This window comes from Microvirga sp. P4_G7, from assembly GCF_056401005.1.
In genome coordinates this window covers 1-15,332 of sequence record NZ_JBFUKD010000029.1, presented here as the reverse complement: position 1 = coordinate 15,332, position 15,332 = coordinate 1, and the positions used below count along the sequence as shown (strand labels likewise).

Here is a 15,332-nt window from a genome sequence, read left to right as displayed (position 1 = left end):
ATGCACTTGGACGCCGAGCGATGCGACTTCGACCCCGACATCGGTCGAGAACGCCTTCGCTACCGGTGTCAACAAGGAGGCGCGTTCATTGGCTTCTCGTCGGCGCGCCTCGTCGCCTTCACGATGCGCGCGGTCGATGGCATCGGCCGTCATATAGCAGATCGCACGCGCCGCCGCGGTGAGCGCCTTCATCGTCAAGAGATTGCGCTGGACGTCCGGATGCTCGACGATCGGACTCATGTCGCCCTTTGTTCCAGCGGGCGCGCGGCCCTGCCGACGCTCGTGCGCGTAGTTGAGCGCCGACTGGTAAGAGCGCTCCGCGATGGCTACACCCTGGAGCCCCACCGCAAGGCGTGCATTGTTCATCATCGTGAACATGCAGTTGAGGCCCCGGTTCTCCTCACCGAGCAGCCAGCCGATCGCGCCTCCGTTGTCGCCGAAGATCATCGTGCAGGTGGGCGAGGCGTGGATGCCGAGTTTGTGTTCGATGCTGTGACAGCGCACGTCGTTGCGCGTACCGTCCGGCAGGAACTTCGGCACGACGAACAGGGAGATGCCGCGCGTACCAGCCGGCGCATCGGGGAGACGCGCCAAAACCAGATGCACGATATTGTCCGTCAGGTCGTGCTCGCCGTAGGTAATGAAGATCTTTTGACCACTGACCCTATACGTGCCGTCCCCGGAGGGTTGGGCGCGGGCGCGTAGCGCCGCGAGATCGGAACCGGCGTGCGGCTCGGTCAGGTTCATCGTTGCGGTCCATTCGCCGGAGACCAGCTTTTCGAGATAGCGGCTCTTCAGGTCCTCCGAACCGTGCGCAACCAAGGCCTCGATCGCGCCCATGGTCAGCACGGGACCGATGCCGAAAGCCATCGATGCCGCGTTCCACATCTCGACGCAGGCTGAATTGAGCAGCGTCGGCAGTCCTTGGCCGCCATGGGCAACCGGGCCGGGCAGAGCATTCCAGCCCGCATCCGTCCACGCTTTGTATGCCGCCTTCCAGCCGGGCGCGGTCGTGATCGCACCGTCCTTGAGAGTTACGCCGTGGATGTCGCCCGGGCGGTTCAGAGGGGCGATCACATCGCCCGCGAACCGTCCCGCCTCGTCGAGAATCGTTCGCGCCAGATCCACCGTCAGGTCCGGATGCAATCCATCTTCCAATGCGCGATCAAAGCCGGCCACATGGCGCATGGTAAAGACGATTTCGGACACGGGCGCTCGGTAGGTCATGGAAAGTTCCTTGGTCAGGGAAACGGCGCGACTGCTATGGTCCAGACGCCGATCGAACGCGGCATTCGAATTTATCTAACAAATGTTAGAAATTTGACAAGCCATCATCCTTGACCGGTCTCGCCACCGATCGAGATGGCGAGACCTCGACAGCGAACGCGCTTCAATCCCTCGGGGGAATATCGAGACCGCGCTGGACGGCGGGACGCGCCAGGCCGCGATCGAGCCACGCGGGCACATGCTTCAGGGTGTCAAAATCGACGAGATCGCGGGCGCCATAGAAGCCGATCAGATTGCGCACCCAGCCAAGCAGCGAAATGTCGGCGATCGTATAGATATCCCCCATGATCCAGTCGCGTCCGGTCAATCGGGTTTCGAGGACGCCCAGCAGGCGCTTCGATTCGGCCACGTAACGTTCGAGCGGGCGCTTATCCGAGATGTCCCGGCCTGCGAATTTGTGGAAGAAGCCGACCTGGCCGAACATCGGCCCCACCGCTGCCATCTGGAAGAACACCCACTGGATCGCCTCATAGCGCCCAGCCGGATCGGCCGGCAGGAGCTTCCCGGTTTTCTCGGCGAGATAGAGCAGGATCGCGCCCGACTCGAACAAAGCCAGCGGCTTCCCGCCTGGCCCGTTGGGATCGATGATCGCAGGGATTTTTCCGTTCGGGTTCAGCGACAGGAATTCGGGTGTCCAGGTCTCGTTCTGGCCTATGGCGATCTTGTGCGCCTCATAGGGCAACCCGATTTCCTCGAGGGCGATCGAAACCTTGACCCCGTTCGGCGTCGGAAACGAATAAAGCTGGAGCCGGTCGGGATGCTTTGCGGGCCAGCGGGTGGCAATCGGAAAGGCAGAGAGATCAGGCATCGTGGATCCTTGAAGTAAGCGAGTCGATGTCGGGCCGATGCTATCCCGGTTGCCGGGACCAAGGCTAGGGACAGCGCCGACAGTGCCGAACTCGCCCGCGCCCATGCGAATCGTTGTGCACTTCATCACGCGCCCTGTTCCCAAAGCCGCATCAAAACGCTTTGATGTCGGATCATCTTGCGCAGTGGAATGCGCCAACCCAGGTCCTCCCGCGGTCTTCTTCACCACCGACGGAGCGCTGTCAGCTGAGCCAAAATTCCATGCAACTCACCCTTACCCTGAATCTGCTCGTTGCGATCAGCCTCGGCGCTCTGATCGGCATCGAGCGACAATGGCGGCAGCGCTTCACGGGGCTCGCGACGCACGCGCTCGTCGCTCTCGGTGCCGCCGGCTTCTGCTCCTTGCCGGCAATGGTCGACATGGAATCCAGCCCGATTCGCATGGGATCCCAGGTTGTTTCGGGAATCGGATTCCTTGGCGCCGGTGTCATCATGCGGGATGGTCTGAGCGTGCGTGGTCTCAGCACTGCGGCGACTGTCTGGGCGACGGGCGCGGTCGGTGTGCTGGCCGGCTACGGCTTTCTGATCGCAGCGACAGAAACCGCCGCGTTGATCTTGATCGGAAATCTCATTCTCCCCCCCTTGGGCCGCTTCATCGGTGAATACGCGCCGAAGCCGATCGAGCTCGAGCGCTTCTACCTGATCGGGCTGACATGCGACGCGAAAGACGAAGCCGCGGTTCGCGCCCGACTGCTGGCGAAGATTGCCGATCGCAATCTGCGCTTGTCGCGCCTGGAAAGCCACGCGATCGAGGGCAGCACGCGCGTTACTGTCGATGCGGTTGTCTTTGCGGCGCGTCAGCAGGACGCGCTCGTCGAAGAGGTGGTCGGTACGCTCAGCCTGGAACCGTCCATCACCGCCGCGAGCTGGGGTTCCGCCGATCCGCCCGCATGAGGATCGTTCCATCATAGTCCGACGACCGCACCCCTGACTCGAGGAACGTCCATTGCCCTTCGACGAACCCAACCGAGCAAGCGACGCCAACGGATTGGCAGCCTTTTATCGACGAATCTGGCGTCTCAGCGGCCGCACGCAAATTCTTCTGATCGGGCTTTCGATCGCCGTATCGGTCCTGGCTGCCGCGCCGCTGCATTTCCAGAAGCAACTCGTCAACGGATTGACCTACGGCATTTCCTCGCATGGCCTGTTCGTCCTCGGCGGCCAATATGCGCTGGCTGTCCTTGTAACGATCCTCCTGAAAGCCGCCCTGAAGTATCGCAGCGCAATGCTCGGCGAAGACATCGTGCGCCGCATCCGGCAACGTGTCTTCTCTGGTTACGCAAAGGACCGCGCAAACAGTGGAGCGACGACGGCCTCGGGAACGGTGGTCAGCATGCTCACCGCCGAGGCCGAGGGCGTGGGCCACTTCGTCGGCGAGGCCATCGCCTCGCCTCTCCTGCAGATCGGAACGCTTTTGAGCGTCCTTCTCTACATTGGCGCCGGCGAACCAATCCTCGGTCTGTTCATGTTCGCGATGATAGCACCCCAGGTCGTCATCATCGTTTTTGCTCAGCGGTCGATGAACGTTCTGGTGCGTAACCGCTTGGAGCTATTGAGAACCGCTGCCGACAAGGCCGTCGATCGCGAAGGCGCCGTGCCGCACGAGAGCGTGCTCGAAGCGTTCGACGATGTCTTCGAGGCGCGCCGTCGCATTCACGTGGTGAAGATATCTCTCAAGATGATTCTCAACGGCTTCACCGCCCTTGGCACTGTGGGCACGCTGGTCCTTGGCGGATGGTTGGTGCTTCACGGCGATACCGATGTCGGCACCGTTGTTGCAGCGCTGAGCGGCCTCGCTCGTATTGCCCGCCCGTGGAACGACCTGATCGCATTCTACCGGACACTCAGCATCGTGCGCGTGCGATCCGCCCTCATGGAAGAGACGATGAGCTGAGCCCTTGGACCTGTCGACTCGGTAGTGGGCCTTGACGCCGCCGCAAAGTAACGGAACGTGAGTGCGATCGAAGGAGATATGCGAATGCGTCTGCTGATTGCCATCCTCTTGCCCTGGCTGGGCTTCTTTACGATCGGCCGGCCCTTCGCCGGTTTGATCTGCCTCATCCTGCAGATCACCATTATCGGCTGGCTTCCCGCCGCCATTTGGGCCGTCTACGCCCTTGGTCAATACAACACCGACAAGAAGATCGAGAAGGCCCTTTCGAGCCAACGATAGCCCTCGGAACCGATTCCCCGGCGCCGCCGTTTTCCCTTCTGGACCGCAGGGAGAACTGAAATGGAACGTGGATTTCCTTCGATGACCGCGCTTCTGGGGCTGTTGGCCGTCGCTGGCTACCAAAATAGGGACAAGATTGCAGAGATGCTGGGCGGTCTGGGATCAGGCGGCCAACCGGCCACCCCTGGCCAAGGCGACCAACGACAAGGCAGCCAAGCGGGCGGCCTCGGCGGCATTCTAGGAAACCTCGGCGGCGCCACCGCCGGAGGAATCCTCGGCGGCGGCCTGGGCGAACTCGTTGAACGCTTCAGACAGAACGGCCAAGGGGATGCTGCCGATTCCTGGATCGGAACGGGTCCCAATCAAGAGGTCGCGCCCAACCAACTGGAACAGGCGATCGGCCCCGATGTGCTCGCGACCCTGTCTCAGCAGACTGGCCTTTCGCGCGAAGAGTTGCTCGCGCGCCTGACGCGGGAATTGCCTCGCGCAGTGGACAAATACACGCCGGACGGCAGGCTTCCGCGCACCGAGGATCTGTAGACCAATTGCAAGACAGCCGTCATGTAAGACAGCCGTCAGCGCCGCGTGGTTCTGTCACTCGGCGCCGGCGGCTGCTTGTATTGTGCATTTCCCAGCGTCGGCGAGGTCCTGCGACCCGCGAACGATGTCTCTGACGACATCGCGCAAATGTTCAGTTGAGACCGGTTTGTGAAGGATCGGGTAGCCGCTGTCGTTCAGCATGTGCAGGCGATCGGGCGAGGTCTCTCCCGTGATCACCGCCGGTGCGTAGCCCATATGGCTGGCAGTAATTGCTGATCCTGATTGCGCGAGGCGAAACAGCGCGCGATGTCGCGGAACGGCTTGGAATCAGCCCGCTGACGGCTCGCAAACATCGCGAGAACCTCATGCGGAAACTCGCTCTGCACAATGCGGCGCAGCTCGCAACGTTCGCCGTGAGATTGGGCTTGCCGACTTGAACCGTAGGGGGCGATTGCCGGCCTGGGCTGGACGAGGTGGGGTCCCGATCCCGAAGGACCGCGCCCCGTGGGGCACGGTCTTCGCTCGATGAGCAACTGCGACTTATCGCGCGGCCGTGATGATCACTTCGATCAGGCGTTTCGGATCGCCCAGGCTGGCGACGCCGATGGTGGCGCGTGAGGGCAGATCGTCCTCCGGGATCCACTCGAGCCAGGCCTTGTTCATCTCTTCCTTTTGCGACATGTCGCTCAGATAGATGCGCGCTGCGATGATCTTCGTCTTGTCCGAGCCGAGTTCGGTCAGGATCTGATCAAGCTTCGCGCAGACCTCGCGGGTCTGGTCGGCCATGCCGCCATTCAGGTCGTGTGCGGCGTGCCCGCCGAAATAGAGCACGCCGTTGTGCTCCACGACGCCGTGCATGATCTTGTGCTTCCGGTGGCGAATGATGTTCGTCATTATCTTTCCTTCGTTGTGAACTAAATTCTGTTCGCGCTCATGCGGCGGCGGGCGCGTACGTGGCGGTGTCGATATCGGGCTTTTCCCCCAAGCAAATCTGCGACAACAGCCTTCCTGCGTATGGTCCGATCGACAAGCCAGAAGCCCCGAGCGCGTTGCCGATGGTCATTCCCGCGATTCCGGCGACGCGGCCGATGATCGGTTTGATGCTCTCGCCCGCCGGGCGGAAGCCGATCCGCGTTTCAATGATCGTCCCTGATGCGAGGCCCGGCGCTACGGCAAGACCCGCATTGAGAACCTCGGACTGTCCGGCCGCCGTGACCCGATAGTCAAAACCGGAATTGTCTTCTCGCGTAGCGCCGATCACGACACGGGAATCATCGAAGGCGAGCAGGTAGTGGCTGGTCATCGGCAACAGCACGGGCCAGGACCGCGTTTCAATGCCAGGCAACCGAAGATGGACGATCTGCCCCTTCTGTGGCTGAACGGGGTGCGGCAGTCCGACGGGCCGCAGAATCTGCGAGGCCCAAGCACCTGCTGTTACAATGATCTCGTCCGCTTCGATCGGTTTTCCGTTGCTGTCGAGGCAGCGCATACGTCCGTCGCGCATTTCGAGCGAAACGTGATCCTGCCGAAGTACGGCGCCCAGGGCCACGGCGGCGCGGGTCATCGCCGCTGCGAGCAGGCTTCCATTCACCCGCGCTCCGCCGGGGATGTAGATCCCGTCGAGATCCTCGCGCAGCGGAGGAAACAACGCCTTCGCCTCGGCGGCTGAAACGCGCCTGACGTCACCTGCCTCCGGAGCATCGACGATGCGCGATTGAATTCTTTGCTCGGCGGCATTCAGCTCGTTGCGATCCTCGGAGACGACGAGCGCACCGACGCGGCCGTAACCCAGGTCGCTTTCGCCACGTTGAGAAAGCCCCGCGACGAGATCGGAATAATAGCGGGCGCCGGTTGCATAGAGCGCATACCATTCAGGGTCGGTGGCCTTCGTCGCCCACGGGCAAACGATTCCCGCCCCAGCCAGAGTCGCCTTGCCCTGGTGAACCTCATCGATAATCTCGACCTCCACGCCCCGCATCGCAAGGTGATAGGCCGCGCTCGAGCCGAGAATGCCGGCTCCAACGACAACAACACGCATATTCAATCTCCGCAGACAATTTTGACCATGCAGCCGATTGCGCATGGCCGAACGAGCGAGCGAGGCAAGCCGGATCGGCCTGCCTCGCCTTTTGTTCATGGATCGTATTCGTTACTGGACCGACACGCCGGAGAATCGGCTGACGCCGAAGACGGCCGGAACAAATCCGGAAACGGATTTGTTCACCGCGAGCAGCGCCGACGAACTTCCGAAAATCACGGCGGGCACTTCGTCGTTGAAGACGACCTGGGCCTGCTTATAGAGATCGGAACGCTGCTTCTGGTCGGTGATCTGTCCGGCGCGCACCATCAGGTCGTTGTACTTGGCGTTGCACCACGAACCGATGTTCGACGGGCTCGGCTTTCCTTGTGAATTGCAGGTGAAATAGTTGTTCGGGATCTGACTCGGATCCGGGAAATCCCAGATGCCGCCGAACATGCCGACTTTCGCCTCGCCGGAGCGTGCACGCTTGACGTACTCACCCCATTCGTAGCTCACGATTTCGGCCTTGACGCCGATCTTCGCCCAATCCGCCTGAATCATCTCGGCGGCCCGACGGCCAGCCGGCATGTAGGGTCGTGTCACGGGAAGCGCCCAGAGCTGCGTCTCGAAGCCATTGGGATAACCGGCTTCCGCGAGCAACGCCTTTGCCTTCTCGATGTTGTAGGAATGCCCCTTCAGATCTGGGTTGTGGCCCCACAGCGTCGCCGGAATGAGCGCTCCGGTCACTGCGCCCATCCCATCRAACACGATGTCGACGAGGCTCTTCATGTCGATGGCGTTCGCGAGCGCTTGGCGGACACGCTGATCCTGAAAGATCTTCTCGTTGAAGTTGAAAGTGATGAACCCGGACGAGGCGACCGGGGTTTCGACGAGCGTCAGCCTCGCGCTTCGCTTGATGGATTCACGGTCCGCCGGATTGGGCGCTACGGCGATGTGACATTCGCCGGCCTGCGCGCGCTGCAGACGAACCGAAGCGTCCGCGGAAATCGGCATGATCAGGTCGTCGACCTTCGGCGTGCGCGCGGCGTCCTTCACTTTCTCGCCCCATGTGTCGTGGAACGGCTTGAATCGGACAGCGGAGTCTTTCTGGTAGACGGCGAGCTGGAACGGTCCGGTTCCGATCGGCTGGCGATCGAGAAGATCCGGCGTGCCTGCCTTGAGCAACTGATCGGCGTATTCGGCGGACAGGATCACCAACGATTGGTGAGACATGATACCGATGAAGGACGCCAACGGCTCTTTCAGGGTGAATTGGACGGTGGCGTCGTCGAGCTTCTTCACCGATGTGAGAATGTCGGCGAGCTTGGTGTCGAACGTAATATAGGTTCCGCCACTGATCTTATGATAGGGATGAGCCTTGTCCATCATGCGCTGAAAACTGAAGACGACGTCGTCGGCGTTGAAGTCGCGCGACGGCGTAAAGGTCTTGCTGGATTGCCATTTGACGCCCTGTCGCAGCTTGAACTTGTATGATTTCGCGTCCTCGGAGACCGACCAGCTTTCCGCCAAGCTGGGCTCGAGTTCGGAGCCGCCGGCTTTGACCGAGACGAGCTGATCGTAGATCTGACCCGTGACAGCGCTGGTCGTCGCGTTGCTGGTCAATTGGGGATTGAATGTTTCCGGGCTTCCTTCAATGCAGACGACAAGATTGCTGCTGAGCGCGGGCGACGCCGCAATGGCAAGCATGATTGCCGCTGATCCGACCGATACAAGCGTCTTCATTTCAGTAACGTTCCTTCAACAAGCTGGAAGTCCGCAACTCAATGCGATGGACGTCGGTCACAGACGCGTCCGCTGAACCCACACCTGGCAATCCTCACGCTCGATTATATTCATGCAAATGCATGGAAAAACGAGCAAGAAAAGACTCGGACGAAATTCCGGGGAGGTCGTGGAAAAATACAGGGCTGCATCCTGTGCCGCGTGCGGACTATGAAACCGGGATAGACCCAGGGCAACAAAAAGTTGGATGGAACGCATTCCGGGAGCGCATGGCGAAAGCATCCGTTTGCATACGCATCCGGGGGCGCTCGGCGGCGGGGATTAAATTCATCCCTCGCGCGCCACTGAAACCACGAGTCATGTTTCCGCGCGCGAGAGACCTTTCACACAATCGAACGTCGCGAACGCGCTGGTGACGGCGATCGCGTCAATCGAGAGTGGCGAGAATGACCGCGAGCTTGCAACCGTCGGCAAACTCCGACAGCTCGACATATTCCTTCACGGTGTGGATCTCGTGCTGCCCCGAGCCGATAGTGACAGTCGGAACGCCAGCCTTATCCAGCCAGTTCGCATCGAGGCCGCCGTTCGAAAACAAGAATTTAGGCTCGAGCCCAAGCGTTTTGACCGCCTTGGCGGCGCGCTGGGCTGCAGGGCTCGTCTCATCGAGGTTGAAGGGCGGATAAGCCGGCGTGTGACTGAATTTCACCTCCGACGTCGCACCCTCCGCGTCCTTCACTTCTTTCTGCGCCTTAGCGAAGGCATCCTTGTACCCGTTGGCGATCTTCGTCGCGAAGGCGGCTTCCTTACTGCGTGCCTCGCCCTTGACGTACACGTAGTCGGTGACGACGTTCGTCGCGTCGCCGGCCGGCGTCCCGTTCTTGCCGCCGACGATACCGACATTGCTGGTGCCGTTGCCATCGGACTTGACCACCTTGCCGAACCAGCCTTCGCGATGGGCTTGGGCTATTGCGATCGCAGCCACCAGAGTTGCCGAGATACCCTTCTCGGGAGCGACACCAGCATGGGCGGCTTTACCCTTGATCTCGACCTCCCAATTCTCCTGCCCCACCGCGCCGGTGATCAACTCCGAAGGCAATCTGCCATCCACGTTGAAGCACATCGCGGCGCCGTTGAGATCCGCCGGATTGAGTTCGCGCGCACCGTGAAGGCCGCTCTCTTCCCGAACGGTGAACAAGAGTGTCAGCGGCGGGTGTGGAAGCTTGTTCTTCAGGAGCGTCTCGACCAGCATCACGAGCACGGCGCAACCGGTGCGGTTGTCACCGCCCAGCGCCGTCGTGCCGTCGGATACAATTCGTCCACCTTCGCGTTTCGGCTTCGCTCCTGCACAGAGCGGAACCGTGTCGAGGTGCGTCGAGAACAGAAGCCGCGGTCCGGGCCGTGTGCCCGGCAGATCGACGATCAGGTTTCCAGTCTCGGTCGGCACCGGAATGCGCTTGTTGACGTCGTCGAACCGGATGGCGGATGCCGGAACGCCGAGCGCCTTCAGGTCTTCGGAGATCGCAGCGGCGATCTTCGCCTCCTGACCTGTCACGCCGTCGATGGCGAGATACCGCATCAGGCGGTCTTCGGCCGACTTCACGTCGAGGGGAATCTTGGTCTCGCTCATGGCTGTTTCCTTATGCTTCAGGTGCGGCGCGCCCTGCTGCGACAGAGCAGGGACGCGCCGCAGCGATCCGTCTGTCGCTCAAAGTCCCCAGGGCAGTCCGAGCCATTTCCAGATGGCGAAGAGGACGGTCCACAGCACGAAGATCCACATCACGTATGGCAACATGAGCGATACGACAGTGCCGACGCCGGCGTTCTTGTCGTACTTCTGGGCAAAGCCCACGACGAGCGCGAAGTATGCGTTGAGCGGCGTGATCGCGTTCATCGGCGAATCGCCGACGCGGTAAGCTGCCAGCACCGCCTCCGGTTCCACACCCAACTTGATCAGGAGCGGCACGAACACCGGCGCGAAGATTGCCCATTTGGCAATCGCGCCCGTCAACAGCAGATCGATGATCGCCACGACAACGATGAAGCCGATCAGCAACGGCAGCGCGCCGACATTCGCCGATTGCAGGACGCCGGCCAAACTGAGCGCCATCACGGTTCCGATATTCGTATAGGTAAAATACGCCACGAACTGGCTCAGGACGAAGAAGAGAAAGATCGTGCCGCCCAATCCGATGACGGCTTTCTCGATGGCCTTGATGACATCCGTCAGAGACCTGACCGTATTGGCGCCGATGCCGTAGGCCCAGCCGGTCGTCAGGAACATCAGCATGATGAGTGCGATGAGTCCATTCATGAACGGCGAATTGCCGATGAGTTCGCCGGTATCCGGATTGCGAAGCGGCGCGCCGGCCGGCAGCGTCAGGAAGCCAAAGACCACAAGAAGGCCGATCATCCCGATGAGGGCGAACTTCAACCCACGACTTTCCGTGGCGGAGAGTTCGCCGGTCTGGACTTCGACCGCGCCGTCGGCACTCTGTTCCGGCCTATAAGCCCCCAAGCGTGGCGCGACGACGCGATCGGTAATGACCGCGATGAGCACCGTCAAAAACAGGACCGAAACAAAGGAGAACCAGACGTTGGAGGCCAGACCAATCGATCGGTTGGGATCGACCAAGTGGATCGCGTCGTTTGTGAACTCGACAAGAACGGCATCCAGAGGCTTGATCAGCATGTTGACCGTGAACGCGCCTGCAACCGCCGCAAAGCCGAGTGCCAGACCGGCAAGAGGATGCCTCCCGACGCTCATGTACGCGACGCCTGCCAGGGGAATCAGAACCAAATAGCCCGCGTCTGCGCCGATGCTCGAGATAATGCCGACGAATGCGAGAATGTAAGTCAACGCCCAAGCGGGAGAGACCAGCACAAGCTTGCGGATCAGGGCCTTGACCAGTCCCGATTCCTCGGCGACGCCCGCGCCGATCATTGCAGCGATCATGAGCCCGACAGCCGTAAAGTTCATGAAGTTTGGAACGAGCGAGCTGTACATGAAGCGAATGCCGTCCACCGTCAGCAAGCTCTGCAACTTGGTGGTCGCCATTTCGACTTTGTGCGTGTCGGGATTTATTCGCTCGAACGTTACAGCCGCTCCCATGAGGCTGAGGACGTGCGAGAGGACGATGACGATGCCGATCAGGATCAGGAAGATCACAACCGGGTGCGGAACCATGTTCCCCACCTTCTCGACGCCGTCGAGAAATCTCTGCATCACGGTTTTGGATTCAACGTCAGCTTGGCTCATGGCATTGTTCTCGCGTGCACGGCTTCAAAGTCGCTTGCGCACGCGGCCGGGACGCCAAACACAGACCATCGCGGGATCGACGATCCCGTGAGCCCGCCAACGAACAGCGGCACAAATGTGCAAGTCCAACTTGAGGTATAGATCGTTTTCCCAACGAGGAGAATGGCTCAGCATCCCGCTGTTTTGCTTCCCGTCTCAGATCCCTTACCCCGACCTTGCACCCGATGGTCAGACGCCATGCTTCTTATCGGTCGCGGTGGACCAGCGAAGTGTAAATTGATCCGGAGGCGCTACCAACCGAGCTGGACGGCGCTATCTCGATGACGTCGACGCACAAGCGTTGCGAAATGCCGGGAGTTTGGAAATGAAGAAATTCATCGCCTTGAGCTTCATTGCTCTCTCGCTTGCCGCCTGCAATCCGAACGACAGAACGGATCGGACGATCGGAGGCGCTGCCATCGGAGCCGGCGCCGGCGCTCTCGTGGGCGGCCTCGCAACGGGCCGCGCTGGTGGCGCCCTGGCCGGGGCGGCGATCGGCGGCGTCGGCGGCGCCATGATCGGCAACGCCACGACGCCTTGCCGCACATATGTTTATCGCGGCCGTCAATATCGGGAGTGCTGACCGCGCAGCCTAAGCTCACGCATTTGGCTCACGAACCGCATCGCGGACTACTTCGATTTGACCAGCCCTGAGAAGCCGGCGACGGCAAGAAGGCTCAGGGCCCAGCCGACCATGGCTTGAACGTAAAAATAGTTCAAGGCAAACGGGCCGGTGGGCTTTGACGGATCGGGCCGCCAGTAGGCTTTCTGCCCGATCTCCAGCACGGGCAGAAGCGTATCCAACGAGTACATCCACGGATTAAACTCGGGATAGCTCGCCGATTCCGGCTGATCGCGGAAACAGGCGAGTTGCGTCTGCCCTTTCTTGGCCCGTCCGACCGCGTATTGCTCGGCAGAAGGCATGAATTGACGCTCCGTTTGTTCGATGGCGCACATCGTCCACTCGGTCGAGCGCAGCACGACGGGGATGTTCGGCTTGAACGCGCCGTTGCGCTCGGCATGGCCGAAGATGATGACGCCCAGCGCCCAGAAAAGGATCAGCCAAAGGAACGCGATGAGCGGCTGGCGTCCGTAGCGAACTGTGATGCCGAGGATGCCGTCATTGACCGCCAGCATAGCCCGCCAGACGGGGTTGCCGGCGCGCGCGCGCCGGGCTCTTCGCTGCGAACGCTCCTTCGCGATCAACACGGTGCGCGAATCCTCATCGTGCCCCATCTCGCGAAAGACGGTCGCAAGTTGCTCATACGGTTGCGGCCAGAAATCTTCCCCCCATCGCGCGGGATTTTGCCGCTCGAGCCAATCCAGCCGTGAGGTCGCATCGACAGGGCCGCCGGTGAATGCACCATAACGACAGCGATTAAGAAGCAGATCCCCCGTATCCGGCCAACTGGCATGATCGTCTTCGATCGAACCGATCGTCGTCGCGGTCAGGTCGAGCGCGCCCTGCAACGATGCGCCTTGGCGCAAAAAGAAGGCACCTTCGATCACGGCACGACTGAGTGACAAGGCATTCCCGCCCGGCTGTGAGATCGTAAGTCCGGAGCAATCGAAGTCGCCGCCGAACCGCGCGCCCCGCATCGTCACCTCGCCGGCGATGGCGGCGCCACGAAAGGCGGCGTCACCGCGGATCTCGATGCCCTCTCCATTCAAGGCGACGCCGTCGGGTCTTTCGATCGTCGCGCCGGCGGCATTGAGGTCGGCGCCGAGGCGCGCGCCCGAAAGGTTGATGCCACCGCGGATCGTGGCGCCGCGCAAACCCACATCGCCACGGGCCTCGAGTCCTTCGGCGTTGAGCGCGATGCCGTCGCGCGATTCGATGGTTGCCCCGTCTCCTTCGAGCGCGCCTCCGAAGCGGGCCCCACTCAACCGAACTTCTCCCGTGATGGTTGCGCCGCGGATATAGAGTCCGCCTCTCGCCTCCAATCGATCGGCCTGCAGACCCGGCAGCAGGCTGCCATCGAAAAATAGATTGTCGATGATCGCCGAGCGGAGCACAGGAGCGCCTTCGAAACGGCAATCCTTGAGGCCGATGTCGCGCGGGATGCGACACCCTTCGAGATCGAGGATACCGGTCACCCACGCACCGCTGACGCGAACACCCTTCTCATGCGGCCGGAAACTGTCCTCGCCACCGAGGATCAGAAAACGCAGTAACTCCCCCCGAATAGTGCGTTCGGGAACGTCCTGCTCGGGGCGCAATCCGTCTCCCAATCTGTCGAAGTCACCGGTCTGCAATTCCGCGACGATCTTCGCCTCGGCGGCACTGAGCGGCTGGAAGCGATCCAAGCCCGATACCGTCCCCGATACCGTCATTGACCTGAACCGGTTCGCTGCAGCACGGTGCCGGAGATAACGGACGATCGCCGCATGCTATTTCCGCGCCCCTATCCGTTCGACATCGAGAACGGCGCGCGAGAGAATCGTGCTCCGGGTGCTGGAAGAGATCGGATCAGCTGACCGGGCCGCAGAGCTTGCGTTCCCGCGGTGACGACGATCTCCCCGGGACCCAGCCCTTGCGCGATGACGACCGTTCCCGCGTCGTGCCGAAGAATCTCCACAGCGCGCAGCGACACTTTCGACGTTGCCGGATCGACGACCCAGACCGCCGGCTCCTGACCGGACCGTGTCAGTGCGCTTGCCGGGATCGAAATCACCGAGGCGGACTTTAGCTCCACGCGACCGACGACAGTGGACCCGAGGCGCATTTCCGGCGGCGGATCGTCGAGGCCGATTCTCACGCGGAATGTGCGCGTTACCGGATCCGCCTCCGGCGCGACTTCGCGCACACGCCCCTTGGCCGTCACCATCCGGTTGTCAGCCAGGGAAACTGTGACGACAGCATCGGTCGGAGCGGCTGCGAGCGTGCGCGCCGCCACGTCGAACACGGCATCCCGACCGTCGGCACGCGCCAATTGCAGCACCGGCTGCCCTGCGGCGACGACTTCGCCCGGCTCGACCCTGCGCGACGTGACGACGCCGCCAGCGTCGGCCCGCAATTCGGTGTAGTCGAGTCGATCCTGCGCCACCTTCACCTGGGCTTCCGCATCCTCGAGCCGCGCCTCGGCGGTTCGAAGAGCCTGCGTCGCTTGGTCATAGCGAGGTCGTGTGGTGAACCCCTGCGTCATCAGGCTCGCCTGCCGCTCGAAGGTGCTGCGCGCTTCCTCGACCTGCCCTCGACTTGCGGCGAGCGTTGCCCGAGCGGCGCGCAGCGCGTTTTGCTCGGTCTGCGGGTCGAGCTTTGCGAGAAGCTGGCCAGCCGTGACTTTATCGCCCACATTCACCGGCCTCTCGATCACACGGCCGCCGATCCTGAACGCGAGAGAGACCTCTTGTTGTGGTTGGATTTCGCCCGACAGGACGATGGAATCGCCGAGGTTGCCCGGCTC

Annotated in this window: 16 protein-coding genes; 6 read left to right on the top strand and 10 right to left on the bottom strand. The window is 61.7% G+C overall.

Features of this window, described 5'->3' with window-relative positions:
• A partial coding sequence (locus AC1DT3_RS03465) for an acyl-CoA dehydrogenase family protein (protein WP_477463846.1) occupies nt 1–1,227 on the bottom strand: 1,227 nt, incomplete at its 3' end.
• A gap of 163 nt (nt 1,228–1,390) precedes the next feature.
• Nucleotides 1,391–2,095: a glutathione S-transferase N-terminal domain-containing protein gene (locus tag AC1DT3_RS03460; protein WP_477463845.1), complete on the bottom strand. Its 705-nt coding sequence runs from the start codon at nt 2,093–2,095 to the stop codon at nt 1,391–1,393.
• A gap of 260 nt (nt 2,096–2,355) precedes the next feature.
• Between AC1DT3_RS03460 and AC1DT3_RS03455 the strand changes: the two genes are divergently transcribed.
• The 4 genes from AC1DT3_RS03455 to AC1DT3_RS03440 all read left to right on the top strand — a co-directional run bounded on the left by AC1DT3_RS03455 (nt 2,356) and on the right by AC1DT3_RS03440 (nt 4,867).
• Nucleotides 2,356–3,048 carry an MgtC/SapB family protein gene (locus AC1DT3_RS03455; RefSeq protein ID WP_477463844.1) on the top strand — a complete coding sequence of 231 codons (693 nt, stop codon included), beginning with the start codon at nt 2,356–2,358 and terminating at the stop codon, nt 3,046–3,048.
• Between the two features lie 52 nt (nt 3,049–3,100).
• Nucleotides 3,101–4,048 (top strand): ABC transporter transmembrane domain-containing protein, encoded by a 948-nt coding sequence (locus AC1DT3_RS03450; RefSeq protein WP_477463843.1) that lies wholly within the window; start codon nt 3,101–3,103, stop codon nt 4,046–4,048.
• Between the two features lie 84 nt (nt 4,049–4,132).
• Nucleotides 4,133–4,327, top strand: coding sequence for a YqaE/Pmp3 family membrane protein (locus tag AC1DT3_RS03445; protein WP_477463842.1), 195 nt, complete (start codon nt 4,133–4,135; stop codon nt 4,325–4,327).
• A 60-nt stretch (nt 4,328–4,387) separates the two neighbouring features.
• Nucleotides 4,388–4,867 carry a YidB family protein gene (locus AC1DT3_RS03440; RefSeq protein ID WP_477463841.1) on the top strand — a complete coding sequence of 160 codons (480 nt, stop codon included), beginning with the start codon at nt 4,388–4,390 and terminating at the stop codon, nt 4,865–4,867.
• A gap of 54 nt (nt 4,868–4,921) precedes the next feature.
• On the opposite strand, the gene AC1DT3_RS03435 is transcribed toward AC1DT3_RS03440, so the two are convergent.
• Complete coding sequence (locus AC1DT3_RS03435) at nt 4,922–5,122, bottom strand: hypothetical protein (RefSeq protein WP_477463840.1); 201 nt, start codon at nt 5,120–5,122, stop codon at nt 4,922–4,924.
• A gap of 14 nt (nt 5,123–5,136) precedes the next feature.
• Here AC1DT3_RS03435 and AC1DT3_RS03430 point away from each other — a divergent pair, with 14 nt between their 5' ends.
• Nucleotides 5,137–5,304 (top strand): response regulator transcription factor, encoded by a 168-nt coding sequence (locus AC1DT3_RS03430; RefSeq protein ID WP_477463839.1) that lies wholly within the window; start codon nt 5,137–5,139, stop codon nt 5,302–5,304.
• Between the two features lie 103 nt (nt 5,305–5,407).
• On the opposite strand, the gene AC1DT3_RS03425 is transcribed toward AC1DT3_RS03430, so the two are convergent.
• The 5 genes from AC1DT3_RS03425 to AC1DT3_RS03405 all read right to left on the bottom strand — a co-directional run bounded on the left by AC1DT3_RS03425 (nt 5,408) and on the right by AC1DT3_RS03405 (nt 11,886).
• Complete coding sequence (locus AC1DT3_RS03425) at nt 5,408–5,761, bottom strand: RidA family protein (RefSeq protein WP_477463838.1); 354 nt, start codon at nt 5,759–5,761, stop codon at nt 5,408–5,410.
• 37 nt (nt 5,762–5,798) lie between these two features.
• Nucleotides 5,799–6,905: an NAD(P)/FAD-dependent oxidoreductase gene (locus tag AC1DT3_RS03420; protein WP_477463837.1), complete on the bottom strand. Its 1,107-nt coding sequence runs from the start codon at nt 6,903–6,905 to the stop codon at nt 5,799–5,801.
• A 111-nt stretch (nt 6,906–7,016) separates the two neighbouring features.
• Complete coding sequence (locus AC1DT3_RS03415; protein WP_477463836.1) at nt 7,017–8,630, bottom strand: ABC transporter substrate-binding protein; 1,614 nt, start codon at nt 8,628–8,630, stop codon at nt 7,017–7,019.
• A 427-nt stretch (nt 8,631–9,057) separates the two neighbouring features.
• On the bottom strand, nt 9,058–10,257 hold the full coding sequence (locus AC1DT3_RS03410) for a M20/M25/M40 family metallo-hydrolase (RefSeq protein ID WP_477463835.1): 1,200 nt from the start codon (nt 10,255–10,257) through the stop codon (nt 9,058–9,060).
• Between the two features lie 78 nt (nt 10,258–10,335).
• Nucleotides 10,336–11,886: an AbgT family transporter gene (locus AC1DT3_RS03405; RefSeq protein WP_477463834.1), complete on the bottom strand. Its 1,551-nt coding sequence runs from the start codon at nt 11,884–11,886 to the stop codon at nt 10,336–10,338.
• Between the two features lie 364 nt (nt 11,887–12,250).
• Here AC1DT3_RS03405 and AC1DT3_RS03400 point away from each other — a divergent pair, with 364 nt between their 5' ends.
• On the top strand, nt 12,251–12,508 hold the full coding sequence (locus AC1DT3_RS03400; RefSeq protein WP_477463833.1) for a glycine zipper domain-containing protein: 258 nt from the start codon (nt 12,251–12,253) through the stop codon (nt 12,506–12,508).
• Between the two features lie 47 nt (nt 12,509–12,555).
• On the opposite strand, the gene AC1DT3_RS03395 is transcribed toward AC1DT3_RS03400, so the two are convergent.
• The gene (locus AC1DT3_RS03395) at nt 12,556–14,259 is read right to left on the bottom strand and encodes a hypothetical protein (RefSeq protein ID WP_477463832.1); all 1,704 of its coding nucleotides are present in this window, start codon (nt 14,257–14,259) and stop codon (nt 12,556–12,558) included.
• Between the two features lie 71 nt (nt 14,260–14,330).
• Nucleotides 14,331–15,332: efflux RND transporter periplasmic adaptor subunit (locus AC1DT3_RS03390; protein ID WP_477463831.1), on the bottom strand; the 1,002-nt coding region annotated here is incomplete at its 5' end.

Excerpts from the sequence above, each read along its gene's own strand:
- AC1DT3_RS03395 (WP_477463832.1), bottom strand. The coding sequence starts at position 14,259 with ATGACGGTATCGGGGACGGTATCGGGCTTGGATCGCTTCCAGCCGCTC.
- AC1DT3_RS03440 (WP_477463841.1), top strand. The coding sequence starts at position 4,388 with ATGGAACGTGGATTTCCTTCGATGACCGCGCTTCTGGGGCTGTTGGCC.
- AC1DT3_RS03460 (WP_477463845.1), bottom strand. The coding sequence starts at position 2,095 with ATGCCTGATCTCTCTGCCTTTCCGATTGCCACCCGCTGGCCCGCAAAG.
- AC1DT3_RS03445 (WP_477463842.1), top strand. The coding sequence starts at position 4,133 with ATGCGTCTGCTGATTGCCATCCTCTTGCCCTGGCTGGGCTTCTTTACG.
- AC1DT3_RS03410 (WP_477463835.1), bottom strand. The coding sequence starts at position 10,257 with ATGAGCGAGACCAAGATTCCCCTCGACGTGAAGTCGGCCGAAGACCGC.
- AC1DT3_RS03405 (WP_477463834.1), bottom strand. The coding sequence starts at position 11,886 with ATGAGCCAAGCTGACGTTGAATCCAAAACCGTGATGCAGAGATTTCTC.
- AC1DT3_RS03455 (WP_477463844.1), top strand. The coding sequence starts at position 2,356 with ATGCAACTCACCCTTACCCTGAATCTGCTCGTTGCGATCAGCCTCGGC.
- AC1DT3_RS03435 (WP_477463840.1), bottom strand. The coding sequence starts at position 5,122 with ATGGGCTACGCACCGGCGGTGATCACGGGAGAGACCTCGCCCGATCGC.
- AC1DT3_RS03425 (WP_477463838.1), bottom strand. The coding sequence starts at position 5,761 with ATGACGAACATCATTCGCCACCGGAAGCACAAGATCATGCACGGCGTC.
- AC1DT3_RS03420 (WP_477463837.1), bottom strand. The coding sequence starts at position 6,905 with ATGCGTGTTGTTGTCGTTGGAGCCGGCATTCTCGGCTCGAGCGCGGCC.
- AC1DT3_RS03400 (WP_477463833.1), top strand. The coding sequence starts at position 12,251 with ATGAAGAAATTCATCGCCTTGAGCTTCATTGCTCTCTCGCTTGCCGCC.